The following is a 15,667-nucleotide window of genomic DNA, read 5'->3' on the forward strand; positions in this document are numbered from 1 at the left end:
TTTCTTTTATTTTGACTTTGTGATAAAATAGTTTTATTAGGGCTTTTGATTGGAAAGCATGGAAAATAAAAAGGAGGAAATTATGCAAGCAGTTGCACATTTTATTGATACATTTGTACCTGAGCACTACGATCTATTCTTGGATTTGAACCGCTCTAGTAAAACTTTCTCAGGGAAAGTGACCATTAACGGAGAAGCAAAAGAGACTCGTATCTCGCTTCACCAAAAGGATTTGACCATCGAAACAGTAGAAGTAGCAGGTCAAGCTCGTCCATTTACGGTTGATGATGCCAATGAAGCAGTTTATGTTGAATTGGAAGGCACAGGTCAAGTGACAGTTACCCTGACCTATTCTGGTAAGATCACAGACAATATGACTGGGATTTACCCATCTTACTACAGCATTGATGGCGTGAAGAAGGAAGTCCTCTCTACTCAGTTTGAGAGCCATTTTGCTCGTGAAGCTTTTCCAAGTGTGGACGAGCCTGAAGCCAAAGCAACTTTCGATCTTTCTTTGAAATTTGACCAAGAAGAAGGTGAAATTGCCCTTTCAAATATGCCTGAAATCGATGTAGAAAACCGCAAAGAAACAGGAATTTGGAAATTTGCTACGACTCCACGGATGTCTTCTTACCTCCTTGCCTTTGCAGCTGGAGATCTTCAAGGAGTGACAGCTAAGACTAAGAATGGAACCCTTGTCGGAGTCTATTCAACAAAAGCTCACCCATTAGAAAACTTAGATTTCTCTTTAGATATTGCCGTTCGTGCTATTGAATTCTACGAAGACTACTATGGCGTGAAGTATCCAATCCCTCAATCTCTTCATATCGCCCTTCCAGACTTCTCTTCAGGTGCGATGGAAAACTGGGGCTTGGTAACCTACCGTGAAGTCTACCTTCTTGTTGATGAGAATTCGACTGCCCAAAGCCGTCAAACAGTAGCCTTAGTGGTGGCTCACGAGTTGGCTCACCAATGGTTCGGAAACCTGGTGACCATGAAATGGTGGGATGACCTCTGGTTGAATGAAAGCTTCGCCAATATGATGGAATATGTCAGCTTGGATGCTATCGAACCAAGCTGGAATATCTTCGAAGACTTCCAAACAACCGGTGTGCCTGCTGCCTTGAAACGCGATGCTACAGATGGCGTTCAATCCGTCCATGTGGAAGTCAAACACCCTGATGAGATCAACACCCTCTTTGACCCAGCAATTGTTTACGCCAAGGGTAGCCGTCTCATGCACATGCTTCGCCGTTGGTTAGGCGATGACGCCTTCCGTAAAGGCTTGAAGATCTACTTTGAAAAACACCAATACAGCAATACCATCGGTCGTGACCTTTGGGATGCTCTTGGGCAGGCTTCAGGTCGTGATGTCGCAGCCTTTATGGATTCATGGTTGGAGCAACCAGGATACCCTGTTGTCTCAGCTTCTGTGGAGAACGATACCTTGATCATCCGTCAAGAGCAGTTCTTCATCGGAGAAAGAGAAGAAAAAGGTCGCAAGTGGGTTGTTCCTTTAAATAGCAACTGGACAGGTATTCCAGATACTTTGGAAACTGAAGTCTTAGAAATTCCAAACTACAGTGCCTTGAAAGCAGCTAACAGCGGAGCTCTTCGCTTCAATACAGAAAATACAGCTCATTATATCAGTGACTACCGTGGGGAATTGTTGGAAGACATCCTTGCTGAACTTGCTAGCTTGGATAGCACTTCGAAACTACAAGTGGTTCAAGAACGCCGTCTCTTAGCGGAAAGTGGTCAAATTTCTTATGCAAGCCTCTTGCCAGTGATTGAACACTTGACAGAAGAAAGTTCCTACTTGGTTGTTTCAGCTGTTTCGAGCGTCTTAGCTGGAATCAGTCTCTTTGTGGATGAAGGAACTGAAACAGAAGCGGCCTTCCATGAGTTGTTGAAACGCCTGAACCGTTACAACTTTGAACGCTTGGGTCTAGAAGCTAAGCCTGGTGAAACAGAAGAAGACGAAAAAGTTCGTCAACTAATGATTGCTAATATGATCAAGGCCAATGATGAAGCTGCAAAAGCTCAAGCGAGCGCTATCTTTGAAGCGCATGCAGATGATTTGGAAAAACTTCCAGCGGCCATCCGTTTGCAAATCTTGGTCAACCAAATCAAGCACCAGGAAACCAAGGAGCTTAGCCAACAATACCTGGATACTTATGTTAAGACAGTTGATGGAAACTTTAAACGCCAGTTGGCGGCTGCACTTTCTTATACCAAGGATAAGGAAACTTTGGAAGCTCTATTGAAGGAGTGGAAGAACAAGGATGTGGTGAAACCTCAGGACTTGGCTATGAGCTGGTATTACAACTTCTTGCATGATGACTTTACCCAAGGTAGAACCTGGACTTGGGCGCGTGAAAACTGGGATTGGATCAAGAAAGCCCTCGGTGGTGATATGAGCTTTGATAAGTTTGTCATCTACCCAGCTAACTGTTTCAAGACCCGTGAACGGTTGAATGAATACAAGGCCTTCTTTGAGCCTCAATTGGATGATATGGCGATCAGCCGTAATATCAAGATGGGAATTAAAGAAATTGCAGCTCGTATTGATCTTATCGAGCGGGAGAAAGCAGCAGTAGAAGCCGCTATCCTTGCGACAAAATAGATTGAAAAAAGATGCTACAGAATTCATTCTGTAGCATCTTAGAATGTAGACAACGTCATCTTTGAAACTTTCCTTAGGTGAGGACGGACATCAGCGAACTTCTTTGAAGTTCCATGACTTAGTTTTGAGCCTAAGGTCTCAAAACTCCCGAGTGCCTGAAACAATTGTGTTTCAGGCACTTTTCTAACGGCGGAAAGTTTCAGTGTATATTTGATTGAGACTTAAAAAATATATTATTTTAATTTTTGGGGCATCATTTAGGTTGGTTAATGATAGTTTAACTACATCCTAATGGAGTGGGAAAGAAGTCCTCTCTTTTCAATTTTTCCACCCTCGCATAGATACAACAGTCTGGAAGAGTGTTGGAGGTTGCAGATAAAGGAAATACTGTTTGCGTCACCTCAAAGCAGTGCTATGAGCAATCAACCAATGTGTCAAACTGTTATTTCTATCTAACATCAAAGGCTGGACAGATTTTGCCCAGCCTCTTTTTTATAAATGACCTGAATAAGACCTCAAAGGAGAAGGATCATTAGTTTACTGGACTTGGTAAGAGGATCTCCGTTCGATAATGGCCATTTTCTTTGAATCGTTTGATAGTTCCTTGGTATTCTTGTACTAGGGCATCAACGTTTCGCAAGCCCCAACCATCTCTTTGACGTGTTTTACGAGTCTCTTGTTCCTGTTCATTAAAGGTATTGTTGATCGAAATAAATAGATTTTGTTGAAAATAACGTATATTCAGAGACAATGTTCTCTCTGATTTATCAGTCAATCGAAGACAGGCTGAAATACTATTATCCAAACAATTTCCTAAAATAACAGCTAGAACATCTGGCTGAATAGATAGTTCTTGTGGGATAAAGCAGTTAATATCCAATTCAATTTCATCTTCCACATCGTGCAGTTTTTGATTCAGTAAATAATTAACCGTTGGATTTTTGGAGTAAAAGGTTTGTTTTCCTGAAATACTATCGGTTAACGATTGAAGGTACTCTCTAGCCTCATCAGGATTTTCTTCTAGAAGTGCCAAGAGGGTTAAATGTTTATTTTTTAAGTCATGCCGAAGACTTTGCAATCGTTGGTATTCTTCTTGAGACTGCTGTGTTTCTCTTAATTGGAATTGAAGTTGTTCTTTATCTAATTTATTTTGATAATAAGCGTGCTGTTGTTGAGAAAGATGTAAGGTAAAATACAGCGAGGAAAACGACAATACAATAAGAGACAAGAGTGAAATGACAGAAAGATAATCTGGTCCAAATACTTGCCCTTGAATAGCAGATACAGTAAAGGCAAAAATAATCGATAAAATCGGCACGATAAATTGATAAAGCCAATTTCTTCTAGATGTTGCCATGCTTAACTTTTGATGTGTTCGAAATAGCTGTCGAAGAACAAGAGTGATCACAGTTGAAAAAAGAAAACTGATGGCAAGGTAACCACTAATCATTCCTAAATTTTTCGATACTTTTGATAGTGGAAGAAATAGTTGGATAGCTTGATTGAGGACAGCTCCGGCTAATAATGTCAGGCTTGTTTGTAAGAATATCCAAAAGGAAGAATCACGAAAGGAGTAGCCAAAATAGAGTCCTACAAGAGAGGATTCTAAAATACTAAGAAGGAGATTGCTGACTAAAAAAACGCGACTTTCTAAAAATAGAAACACTAGAGCCACATGAAAAAGAAAGCAACAACAAAGGACTAAAAGTGTCTCTTTTGAATGTTTACTTTTGGATATTGGCCCATAAAATAAAACACTTGCTAGAAATAAGTCAAACAAGATACTAATGATCCGCAATCCTATTAGCATTAGAAATTCCTTTCACTGAGATAGTTATAGTATTTTTCTTTAAAAGAAGACTGGAACTTACGACTAATTGGAAGTGAATGTTCCTCGGTTCCATTTAGCAAAATAGTTACTGTTTTCGCATCAAAATCTTTGATATATTTGGGATTTACAATATAAGAAGCATGAATTTGAATAAAATAATCAGGTAGTTTATCTAAAATTTCTTGAGTTTTCAGTAAGGACTTATAGGTATCTGCTAGTGTGTAAATAAAAACGGAACGCTTATCTTTCTCAAAATAGGTAATGTCACTTAAAGGAATAGAGTAACTTTGTTTTCCAAATGAGAAGTTAAAGATGGTTTGTCCTAAATCTAAATAACGTAAAATTCTGTCTACTACCTTATTTAGCCTTTGAGGTTCAATTGGTTTTACTAAGTAATCAAAAGTCTGTACTTCAAATACTTGTTCCATATAATCACGATAGCTGGTCACAAAAATAATGGGGATAAAAGGATTGAACTGACGAATTTCACGTGCAAGGTCAATTCCAGAAATTTGTGGCATATCAATATCCAAAAAAACACAATGTGTATCCCTTGTTAACTGTTCTAGCATTTTTTGTGGATTTGTATATAGTTTTGTTTCTACAGGAACCTTGTCGTAAGAAAGTAAATACTGTTCTAACTGACTAGCATCTCTAGTTGAGTCATCACAAATAACGACGTTTAACATAAGTCCCCCTTATCAAATTGAGTTGGCTAATTATGACACTAAAATGGTAAATCATGACGTAAACCAAGGAAAGTCATATGTTTATTATACAATAATCTTATCAAAAATGAAGGAAGCTGGGAAAATCTTCTCAGTCTTGAGTGATGAGATGAAGACATTTGCAACACTGACTATTAGAGATTTGACAAAATCATTTGATAAGCAACATTTTGCTAATAACCATATTTCCTTAGAAATAGAAGCCGCTAAAATTACAGCTTTTTTAGGACACAATGGTGCTGGTAAGTCCACCCTCTTAAATCAAATGATTGGTTTTACCAAACCTGATAAAGGAGACGTTAGCTATGGAGACATTTCTTTTGTACAGAATCGTAAACAAGCTCGCTCAATGATGAGCTATATGTCTCAACAGTATGCACCACTTGAAAAATTAACGGTGGAACAAAACTTAGAAATGCTTGGAAGAATGAGAGGGTTAAACACCATAGATTTACAAAAAGAAATGAATCAGCTCTTAACCGAGTTGGAAATTGAGGACTATCGGGCAAAACAAGGAAAGGATCTCTCAGGTGGTTTAAAGCGTCTGACCTCTTTTGCAATGGCTTTAATCGGATCTCCGACCATCATTCTTCTTGATGAGCCGACGAACGATGTCGATCCAATACGTCGTGAAAAACAGTGGCAATTATTACAGAAGTTGGCGCATAAAGGGCATACCATTATTATTGTGACACATAACTTGTTGGAAGTTGAAAAATATGCAGACAACTATGCATTATTTAACCATGGGAAGTTAATCAAATCAGGACCAGTTCAGCAAATAACCTATCAAAAACAGTATCAAATCTCTTTTGAATTTAGGAATGCAGATAGCTTAGCTCTATTTCAAGATTATACCATTATCAATGGTTCGATTTGCCAGATTGAAATAGAAGAGAAGGAGTTAACGAGACTGCTACCAAAAATAACACAGGAATTGGATAGAAAGAATATTTTTAATCTGTCACTTGCTCAGAAAAACGTATCCATTTCAGATCTTTATAGAGAGGAGTTGACAAACTGATATGACTCAATTTTTTTACTTACTTCGTTGGAACTATCTTCGTCAAAAAGATCTATTTCTACTCTTTACGCTAGCTCAGGTTCTGTTGTCCATTTCACTTCTTTTTGGTTATCCACTAGTGATCGGTGAGATTGATACGACAGCTGCCTACTATCTCTCTTCTGGTTCAGTTCTGATAGGAATCATTTCTATTGGCTGTACTATCTCATCCCCTGTTATAGCAAATGCGAAGTCAGAAGGACATGTAGACTACGTACGAGCCCTTCCAATACCTCGAATTCTGATTTCCTTAGCAGATCTTTGGATGTGGATGATTGCTATTTTGCCTGGAGTGTTCATTTCTGTTATACTGGGCTATTTTCGTTTTTCTGTCCGCCTAAATGTATCTGTTCTGGCTGTTTTCATCCTATTTCTGATCTGTCTTACGATGATCAGTCTTGGATTTGCCATTGCTTATACTTTTTCTCCCAATATTGTCACGCTGATGTCTCAGTTGATTCTCATGATTGGTTTGATGTTTTCTCCAATCATGTACCCAGCGAGTCGTCTTCCAGATTGGGTAAACCATCTCTATCATGTTCTTCCATTTGTCCCTTCTGTCAACCTCCTACGAGCTTGTGTCTATAGTCATGGTCACGTCTCATTTTTTGACTTCACTATTCTGATCATCTGGATTTTGCTAACACAGTTACTGATCTTGAGAGTTCTTTATAAGGAAAAATAAAGGAAGGAGGGGAGATAGAAGGTTCTTCTTCGAAACAGTAATCCATTTAAAAGTAGTTTAATTGAAGAGATTTACAAATGTATGCCTATAACAAAAGAGGCTGGGACAAAAGTCCTAGCCTCTCAATTGTTTTTGGATTGTCGAGCAAGACGCAGTGGTTGAGTGGGCTCTACTACGCTGATTTCATCAGCTTTTACAGCCCTACTCAACTGTGCGGAGGTGGGACGGCGAAATCGAATTCTAACGAATTACCGATTTCTGTCCCACTCTCTTTTTTAATATATCCGCTAAGCCCTTTGTGTATTATTTGAAATACCAGTGGTGTTTGAGGCTGGCAAAAATCGCCTTGCTGGTGATCGTGATGATGACCAGTTTGATGAGGTCAGCAAGGATAAAGGGAGCAACGACCAAAGTAAATGCTTTTTGGAGATCGGTATGCGTGACCAGCATAAAGCCGATAGCTCCTGACACAAAGAGGAGAGCACTACTGAGGAGATTGGCAAAAAAGATAGTGAAAATGCTGGATTTAGCATTGGTAAATAGAGACGTGATCCATGCTCGGAATGGGAAGAAGAGGAGGAAACCAGCAGTAGGACCAAGGAAATGCGAAGCACCACCAGCACCTCCGGCAAATACTGGAAAACCTAAGAAGCCTAAAAGCAGGTAGAGGCAGACTGTGACAAAGGCATGGCTGGGTTTATAGATGGTCCCGATGATCCCGATCATGAGTGTCTGTAGGGTCAAAGGAATCGGACCAAATGGAATGGTGAATTGAGATAGGACGGAGATCATGGCCACTCCAATGGAGATGAGAACTAAGGGAAAGATTTTCTTCATAACAGTTAACCTCGTATTTATTCTATGGTAACTATTCTACAATAAGGAGCTCAACCTGTCAATAGCCCACGCTTGTTTTAGGATTTTTTAAGTAAAAATTTAGGCAGGCTTAAGACTCCTAAAGTATAATCGCCTTACTAAAGGATCGAGCTCCCTTTAAATTTTAAAAGAAAAGTACTTGTACAAAAAGATAAAAGGTAAAAAGATGAATCAAAAAGAAACAAAACAAGTAGTCGAAACGCAAGAATCCAAAGAAAAAATGGTTGTCCTCAAACGAAGTCCTAAGTGGTGGATTGGCATGGCAGCCGTTGGTGGATTGTTGGTTGGTGCTGGAAGTGGCTTTGGTGTCGGTGTCATCGCCTCACAATCTTCCAATAATCAACAATTTTCTCAACCGGTCCAAACGGGTCAGAACCAAGGATCTAATCAGCAACAAAATAGTCAAAATGGCCATGCTTCACAAGGAAACCAGCAAACTGGTGGCCCACAGGATGGCGGTCCTCAAGGCGGTGGTCCACAAGGTGGTGGCCAAGGACAAGGCGGCCCACAAGGTGGCGGACCTGGTCAGATGCCACAGGAAGGCAATGGTGGCCCACAAGGGAATGGTCCAGATAACGGCATGAACCAATCTGGCGGACAAGAAGGGAACCAGGGTTCCTCTAAAAAGTCCAACAAGAAGAATTCAAAAAATAAAAACAAGACGAGTGATAGTCAAAGTAACAAAGAAAACACGACAAACTCATAGAATTAGCCTTCCTCAGGCAGGCTGAATTTGATCATAAAACCAGGTTCTAAACTATAGGAAATGAAGGCAAGTCGTGTTATAATGGTTAAGAATAGATTAGAAAGACTCGCTCACGAAAGAGAAGAGGATACGATAATGATTAAAATTCTATTGGTCGAAGATGACCTTGGTTTGTCAAATTCAGTATTTGATTTTTTAGATGATTTTGCGGATGTCATGCAGGTCTTTGACGGAGAAGAAGGCCTTTACGAAGCAGAAAGCGGGATCTATGATTTGATTTTGCTGGACCTCATGCTTCCTGAAAAAGACGGTTTCCATGTCTTGAAAGAATTGCGTGAAAAAGGCGTGACAACCCCTGTTTTGATCATGACAGCCAAAGAAAGTCTGGATGACAAGGGACACGGATTTGAGCTAGGGGCAGACGATTACCTCACCAAACCTTTCTACCTAGAAGAACTCAAGATGCGGATTCAAGCCCTCTTGAAGCGCTCAGGAAAGGTCAATGAAAATACCCTCAATTATGGCAATTTGAAGGTCAATTTATCTACCAATTCGACTTATGTGGATGGGAAAGAAGTGGAACTTCTTGGGAAGGAATTTGATCTTTTGGTCTATTTCCTTCAAAACCAAAATGTCATCCTTCCAAAGACCCAGATCTTCGATCGTCTCTGGGGCTTTGATAGTGACACAACCATCTCAGTGGTTGAAGTCTATGTTTCAAAAATCCGTAAGAAATTAAAAGGTACTGATTTCGTTGAGAACTTGCAAACATTGCGCAGTGTGGGGTATATCTTAAAAGATGCTAACCAGAATTAAGAAAACCGTCGGGGAAGATGATTTTTCCTACTTCATCCGATATTTTGGGCTCTTTACTTTGATATTCTCAGCCATGACCCTGATTATCATCCAGGTCATGCGCTCGAGTCTCTATACAACGGTCGATGAAAACCTCAAGACTCTCAGTCAGGATCCCTACTCGCTTGTAGCGATTGCTTATCGAGACCAGCGACAGTCAAATACCAAAGGAGATGATAATGATCATGAGATGATGATCCCAGATCATGATAAATCAGAACCTAAAGGGGATGTCACATCCAATACCACTGTTGTTTTGCTCAATAAAAAATATGAAAACTTGACAACCGGTAATGGGTTTTTAAACTTCAAAACCGTGACGTTTGGTCGAAAGCTCCTCAACAAGGTTTCCCAACTTCAAATTACAAATAGCTATGGGAAAAAAGAAAGTTACCGGGCCTATATGGCAGAGTTGAGTTTATCTGATGATGAAAGTGATAGTGATATCAAGTATGCGGTTGTCATGACCAATATCAGTCAGCTAGAGCAGACCAGTGAAGAGCACGAAAGTCAAATTGCCCTTGTCATGATCTGCTTCTGGGGAATCTCTTTATTCGCTAGTCTCTTCTTAGCACGTCTCAGCGTCAAGCCCCTTCTTGAGAGTATGCAAAAGCAAAAGGCTTTCGTGGAAAATGCTTCCCATGAGTTGAGGACGCCTTTAGCAGTTCTGCAAAATCGCCTCGAAACGCTTTTTAGAAAGCCTGAAGCGACCATTATGGAATCGAGTGAGAATATTGCATCCAGTTTGGATGAAGTTCGAAATATGAAGCTCTTGACCACCAACCTTCTTAATATCGCTCGAAGAGATGACGGCTTGAAGCCGGAGATGGAAGATATCGAACCAAGCTTTTTCGATCAGACCTTCTCGAATTTTGAGATCATTGCAGAAGAAAATGGCAAAATCTTCCGAGGAGACAATCAGGTGGACAAAGTCATTTGTTCTGATAGAACGCTCCTCAAGCAATTGATGACCATTCTCTATGACAATGCCTTGAAGTATACCGATGAAGATGGTGAGATCCAGTTTGAAGTTCAATTGAAGGATAAAAATCTTCTTTTGAGAGTGCTGGATAATGGTCCAGGGATTCGAGATGAGGATAAGAAACGGATCTTTGATCGTTTTTACCGGGTCGACAAGGCCAGAACCCGTCAAAAAGGTGGATTTGGCTTGGGGTTATCCCTCGCTAAGCAAATCGTAGAAGCCTTTAAAGGGACCATTCAAGTCAAAGATAATAAACCAAAAGGGACCATCTTTGAAGTGAAATTATCCATTAAGACGGAAAGTCGTAAAAAAAATCGTTCATAATCTTTTAAAAATAGAAAAGAGGAAAACCTATGAGTTCAAAAATGTTGCACACTTGCCTTCGTGTGGAAAACTTAGAAAAGTCAATCGCTTTTTACCAAGATGCTTTTGGTTTTGAAGAAAAACGTCGGAAAGATTTTCCAGACTACAAGTTCACGATTGTTTATTTGGCCTTGCCTGGAGATGACTATGAGCTGGAATTGACTTACAATTATGATCATGGTCCATATGTCATCGGAGATGGCTATGCTCACGTTGCCTTGAGTACTCCTGATCTAGAAGGTTTGAATGCGGAACACAAGGCTAAAGGCTATGAAGTGACAGAACCAAAAGGTCTTCCAGGGACGCAACCGAATTACTATTTCGTTGTAGATCCGGATGGGTATAAAGTAGAAGTCATTCGCGAAAAATAAGAGGGACTAAAAATAGGAGGCTGGGATAAAATTCCTAGCCTCTCAATTATTTTTGGATTGTCGAGCAAGACGCAGTGGTTGAGTGGGCTCTACTACGCTGACTTCATCAGCTTTTACAGCCCTACTCAACTGTGCGGAGGTGGGACGACGAAATCGAATTCTTACAAATTACCGATTTCTGTCCCACTCTCTCTTTTTATGAAACCATTTACAAAAAAGGAATGTTTTTTCGAGAGAAATTTGCTATAATAAAGTTATGAGATTCAAACACACGAAAACTATTTTATTAATCATTACAAATCTCCTTTTACTAAGTCTTTTGTATATCAGCTATCAAAAGATTCAAAGGGTTCGTGAACAAAAAGCCTATCAGGATCAGTTTGCCAAGGTCACCCAACTCGAGAAAAGCTCTGAAAAAGGGAAAGATGTTCAAGTTCAGGAAGGGATTTTAGGAACTTCTTATGTGACGGCTTATTATCCTACTAAGGATGGACAGCCTGTTGAGATTGTGAAAGAGAAGATCCAAGAAGACCTTCAGCGTCTAGGATCCGATGAAAAAACCAAAGAACCAAAGCATTTGACCTTCTACCATAGTGAAGAAGCAGAAGCGCCTTTTGTTGGTTATCACCCTATCCAAATCAAACGGGCTGAATACCAGTACAAAAAAGGGAAATTCATCAAAGATGAGACGGTGAAGTTGCCCCTCTTTTACTTGGATGATGAGAACAATCCTCTGACCCTGAGCCAAGTTTTTGCGGATCCAGATGGAGCCAAGCAGATCTTTTTGGAGGAATTGCGGGGAAATCTAGCCTTTCGTCAGCTGGACGAGGAAAGCATTGATCAAATGGTTGCCCACTTCTCAGAGTTGGATTTGAGCCAATGGGAATTCCAATATGAAAAAGGAAATTTCACCATTCCATTTCCAACCAAGGTTAAGGGAGATGATACCTTCACTGTTCCCTTGTCTAAATTCTATGATGTGATCGATTCAGAGCGCTTGCTTCCTGATGATCTAGCTTCTTACGAATCCTATATAGAAGAACGCCACCGTAAGATGATTGCTCTGACTTTTGATGATGGACCAGATCCAACCACGACTCCTCAGGCGCTGGCCATCTTAAAGAAATACAATGCTAAAGCTACCTTCTTTATGGTTGGAAAAAATGTCAGCGCGAATCCGGATATTGCTAAGCAAGTTCGCAAAGAAGGTCATCAAATCGGGAACCATACCTGGGATCATCCTCAGTTGCCAAAATTGAGCTTGGATAATGCTAAAAAAGAAATCTTGGATACCCAAGAAGCTATTCAAAAAGCGACAGGTGTGCAGACCAAGATTACCCGTCCTCCGTATGGAGCCATCAATAGTGCCATCCAATACGGTGTCGACCAATCCTTCATCATGTGGGATGTGGATAGCCTAGATTGGAAGACGCATAATACGACGGCTATTCTCAATGAAGTGAAAAAAGAAGTCAAACCGGGTTCGATTATCCTCATGCATGATATCCATCAAACCACGATTGACGCTCTACCGACCGTCCTTGACTACCTCAAATCACAAGGCTATACCTTTGTAACGGTGGATGAATTGTTGGATTATCAACTTGAAAGTCATCGCATTTATTACAATGGAAATTAACGTAAAAATCCTCTGCAGTTCATTCACTAGCAGAGGATTTTCTTATTCATTTAAAAAGAGTTCGGAATTTTTTAAAACCAGTTCACGTACAGAAGCGTATTTTTTTAAGGATTTGAGTTCTTTTGGGTGGGTGATAAAGGTGATTACATAGCCCTCACGCCCCATTCGTCCTGTTCGACCGGCACGGTGGGTATAGGTCTCCACATCACGAGGAATATCGTAGTTAATCACACACTCAAGATGTTCAATGTCGATTCCACGAGCGACTAAATCGGTGGCCAGCAAGAGGGTCAGCTGATGGTCTTTGAAGCGTTCCAGAATGACCTTGCGGTATTTGACATTGACATCGCTTGCGAGCGATACGGCCTCAACACCCCGGTATTGTAGTTTTTCTTCAGCACTACCCAGATCAGACAGGCTATTGAAAAAAGCCAGACCACGAAAATCTTCGACGTAGGCGAGTTTGCGGAGCAATTCGACCTTGTCCCGCTTATCCACTCGCATATAAAAATGTTGGATATTGTCCAAAGAAACTCCATTAACCGTAACGCGAAGAGTATTTTCCTCTAGCTGGTCTGGATCGACCTTAGCTGTGGCGCTCATGTAGACATATTGGTGGTCACGGGGAGCATAGTGGCTGATCTTGTCGATGAAGTGGTACTGAGAATCGCTCAGTAATTGGTCGAATTCATCTAAAATGATGGTTTCTACATTCATCATTTTGATCTTTTTCAGCTTGATCAGCTCAAAGATCCGACCAGGCGTCCCAACCAGGATTTCGGGTCCTTTTTTGAGGCGTTCGATTTGCCGTTTTTGACTAGATCCTGAAAGGAAGAGTTGTGTCTGGAGACCGAGAGGCTCTGCCCATTGTTTGGTGACATCAAAAATTTGTCCTGCTAATTCTGTATTAGGAGCCAAAATCAAGAGTTGTTGGGCCTTCTTCGGTTTGAGTTTGAGCAAGTTCGGAAAGAGATAGGCGAGTGTCTTACCTGTACCGGTAGGACTGATCCCGAGGACATTTTCTCCTTCATAGATAGGGGAGAAGATCTGTTCCTGAATTTCAGTGAATGTATCAAATCCAAGTGTTTCTAACTGGTCTTTCCAGCTTTGTGGAAATTGTTCTTTCATTCTTTTTCATCCTTAAATTGTATTCCAGCGCTTTGACGCATCTGGTAGAGGGTTTCATGGACCTGCTCAGCTGTTTGTAACCATTCAAGATAAGCAGCTGGCTTTTGATGAGCGATGGCAAGGGCAAAGGCTTCCGCCTCATCTTGCATTTGGTGTGGGCAGGACTGGATCGGAAGGTCGATGACTTCCCCAGAATGGCTGACGAAGCGAGCCTGGTTGATGGCTGCTACAGCATTGAGAGTTAGTGTTCCAGTCTTGGTGTAGATTTCAGCAGGTAGATGGCTGGTGATATTTTTCCCTGCCTGAATGGCAACCTGAAACTCTGGATAAATCAAGACACCTTGACCATAGAGATCAACCGAATTGGGTAATTGCTGAGCGGTGTAGCGGCTGGATATCGGTTCTCCAAAGAAGCCAATGGCCAAGTAGAGGCAGTAGACTCCCAGATCCATCAAGGCTCCCCCTGCATAGACATCTGAGAAAATATTGGGCATCTCACCCGCAAGAAGGGCCGGCAATTTAGAAGAATATTTGGCAAAGGTGAAGTTGGCGCCCAGTATTTCCTGATTAGAGAGGAAGTCTTTAACTACTTGAAAGGCCGCTTCTTGGTAATTTCTGGCAGCTTCAAAGAGATAGACCTGGTGCTCCTTAGCGAGCTTGACCAGTTCTTTCCATTCAGAAGGGTTGGTCACAGCCGGTTTTTCAATGATGACATGCTTCTTTGCTAAAATAGCAAGCTTGGCCTGAGCGAAATGAAGAGAATTAGGGCTGGCAATGTAGACCACATCCAGTTCACTGTCTAAGAAGTCAATGAAATCCGTGTAGCAAGAGATTGCTCCATAAGGCTCACAAAACTCTTGAGCAGTCTTCATCTTTCTCGAATACACAGCCTGCAAGTGATAGTGGCCCGTCTGATGAGCAGCTGTAATAAATTCATGTGAAATCCAACTCGTACCAATAATTCCCAGCTTTAACATAAGGTGTCCTTCCGTCATCGATTCACTCTATTATACCATGAAAAGGGGGAGGGGACAGTATAAAGTAGAAAATATGCACTGATTATTGTATAATGAAGTGATATGCTTAGAAGGGAAAACATAGGATTGAGAAATTCAGAATTACTGATCATTATTCCTGCTTATAATGAGAGTGGAAATATTGAAAAAACAATCAAGATGATTGAAGAACATACACCTGAATTTGATTATGTCATTATCAATGATTGTTCTACAGATCATACACTTGAAATTTGTCGCAATAACAACTTTAACGTTATCGATTTACCGATTAATTTAGGAATTGGTGGTGCTGTTCAGACTGGTTATCAATATGCAGTTAAAAATGGCTATCAATATGCTGTTCAAGTGGATGGAGATGGTCAGCATAATCCTGAATTTATCAGAAAGATGCTGCAAGTCCTTCAAGAGAAGAATGTGAACATGGTGATTGGCTCTCGTTTCATTGAAAATCAAGGTTTCCAATCCTCCTTCGCGCGACGGATTGGAATTTCATTTTTTGAAAAATTAATTAAGATTTTAACCGGTCAAAAGGTAACAGATCCTACATCAGGATTGCGGGTGGCCGATCGAAAAGTGATTGAAGAATTTGCTAAACAATATCCAAGTGATTATCCAGAACCAGAGACGATTGTGTCCCTCTTAACCTCAGGTTATTCCGTTGCAGAAGTACCGGTCTTGATGAACGAGCGAGAACACGGAGAATCATCGATTACATTCAGTAAGTCTGTTTACTATATGATCAAAGTGACAATGGCAATGCTATTGGCTAGAATTGGTGGAGGATATAAGAAATAA

The 15,667-nt window shown here is 40.7% G+C and carries 14 protein-coding genes; 9 read left to right on the forward strand and 5 right to left on the reverse strand.

The features are described from left to right. Nucleotides 1–82: 82 nt before the first annotated feature. Complete coding sequence (locus tag H7T97_RS07035; RefSeq protein WP_070595195.1) at nt 83–2,626, forward strand: M1 family metallopeptidase; 2,544 nt, start codon at nt 83–85, stop codon at nt 2,624–2,626. 532 nt (nt 2,627–3,158) lie between these two features. Here H7T97_RS07035 and H7T97_RS07040 read toward each other — a convergent pair. Continuing rightward, nucleotides 3,159–4,436: a sensor histidine kinase gene (locus H7T97_RS07040; RefSeq protein ID WP_155167797.1), complete on the reverse strand. Its 1,278-nt coding sequence runs from the start codon at nt 4,434–4,436 to the stop codon at nt 3,159–3,161. Beyond that, nucleotides 4,436–5,146, reverse strand: a complete 711-nt coding sequence (locus H7T97_RS07045) for a LytR/AlgR family response regulator transcription factor (protein WP_070586064.1) — start codon at nt 5,144–5,146, stop codon at nt 4,436–4,438. The genes H7T97_RS07040 and H7T97_RS07045 overlap by 1 nt, the downstream gene beginning before the upstream one ends. A 106-nt stretch (nt 5,147–5,252) precedes the next feature. Between H7T97_RS07045 and H7T97_RS07050 the strand changes: the two genes are divergently transcribed. Together H7T97_RS07050 and H7T97_RS07055 are read left to right on the forward strand one after the other, a co-directional pair. After that, nucleotides 5,253–6,209, forward strand: coding sequence for an ABC transporter ATP-binding protein (locus H7T97_RS07050; RefSeq protein ID WP_070595199.1), 957 nt, complete (start codon nt 5,253–5,255; stop codon nt 6,207–6,209). Nucleotide 6,210: 1 nt separating this feature from the next. Beyond that, nucleotides 6,211–6,933 (forward strand): ABC transporter permease, encoded by a 723-nt coding sequence (locus tag H7T97_RS07055; RefSeq protein WP_070595201.1) that lies wholly within the window; start codon nt 6,211–6,213, stop codon nt 6,931–6,933. Between the two features lie 303 nt (nt 6,934–7,236). Here H7T97_RS07055 and H7T97_RS07060 read toward each other — a convergent pair whose 3' ends face one another. Next, a complete protein-coding gene (locus tag H7T97_RS07060) occupies nt 7,237–7,770 on the reverse strand; it encodes a biotin transporter BioY (RefSeq protein WP_201089891.1) in 534 nt (177 codons plus the stop codon). Between the two features lie 205 nt (nt 7,771–7,975). Here H7T97_RS07060 and H7T97_RS07065 point away from each other — a divergent pair, with 205 nt between their 5' ends. The 5 genes from H7T97_RS07065 (at nt 7,976) to H7T97_RS07085 (ending at nt 12,725) form a co-directional block, all read left to right on the forward strand. After that, the gene (locus H7T97_RS07065) at nt 7,976–8,515 is read left to right on the forward strand and encodes a hypothetical protein (RefSeq protein WP_201089892.1); all 540 of its coding nucleotides are present in this window, start codon (nt 7,976–7,978) and stop codon (nt 8,513–8,515) included. Nucleotides 8,516–8,650: 135 nt separating this feature from the next. Then, entirely contained in the window at nt 8,651–9,331 is a 681-nt protein-coding gene (locus tag H7T97_RS07070) for a response regulator transcription factor (protein WP_021152983.1), read from the forward strand. Then, nucleotides 9,315–10,676, forward strand: a complete 1,362-nt coding sequence (locus H7T97_RS07075; protein WP_070595204.1) for a sensor histidine kinase — start codon at nt 9,315–9,317, stop codon at nt 10,674–10,676. The genes H7T97_RS07070 and H7T97_RS07075 overlap by 17 nt, the downstream gene beginning before the upstream one ends. A gap of 29 nt (nt 10,677–10,705) precedes the next feature. Beyond that, nucleotides 10,706–11,086, forward strand: coding sequence for a lactoylglutathione lyase (gene gloA, locus H7T97_RS07080; protein ID WP_003006623.1), 381 nt, complete (start codon nt 10,706–10,708; stop codon nt 11,084–11,086). 256 nt (nt 11,087–11,342) lie between these two features. After that, nucleotides 11,343–12,725, forward strand: coding sequence for a polysaccharide deacetylase family protein (locus H7T97_RS07085; protein WP_201089894.1), 1,383 nt, complete (start codon nt 11,343–11,345; stop codon nt 12,723–12,725). Nucleotides 12,726–12,767: 42 nt separating this feature from the next. Here H7T97_RS07085 and H7T97_RS07090 read toward each other — a convergent pair whose 3' ends face one another. Together H7T97_RS07090 and H7T97_RS07095 are read right to left on the reverse strand one after the other, a co-directional pair. Beyond that, nucleotides 12,768–13,853 carry a DEAD/DEAH box helicase gene (locus H7T97_RS07090; RefSeq protein WP_201089897.1) on the reverse strand — a complete coding sequence of 362 codons (1,086 nt, stop codon included), beginning with the start codon at nt 13,851–13,853 and terminating at the stop codon, nt 12,768–12,770. Next, nucleotides 13,850–14,830: a Gfo/Idh/MocA family protein gene (locus H7T97_RS07095; RefSeq protein ID WP_061455591.1), complete on the reverse strand. Its 981-nt coding sequence runs from the start codon at nt 14,828–14,830 to the stop codon at nt 13,850–13,852. Before H7T97_RS07095 ends, H7T97_RS07090 begins: the two co-directional genes overlap by 4 nt. Before the next feature lie 102 nt (nt 14,831–14,932). On the opposite strand from H7T97_RS07095, the gene H7T97_RS07100 reads away from it, so the two are divergent. Then, nucleotides 14,933–15,667, forward strand: a complete 735-nt coding sequence (locus H7T97_RS07100; RefSeq protein ID WP_049522879.1) for a glycosyltransferase family 2 protein — start codon at nt 14,933–14,935, stop codon at nt 15,665–15,667.

Origin of the sequence: Streptococcus parasanguinis, from assembly GCF_016648925.1 — a bacterium.
In the GTDB taxonomy this organism is placed as follows: Bacteria; Bacillota; Bacilli; order Lactobacillales; family Streptococcaceae; genus Streptococcus.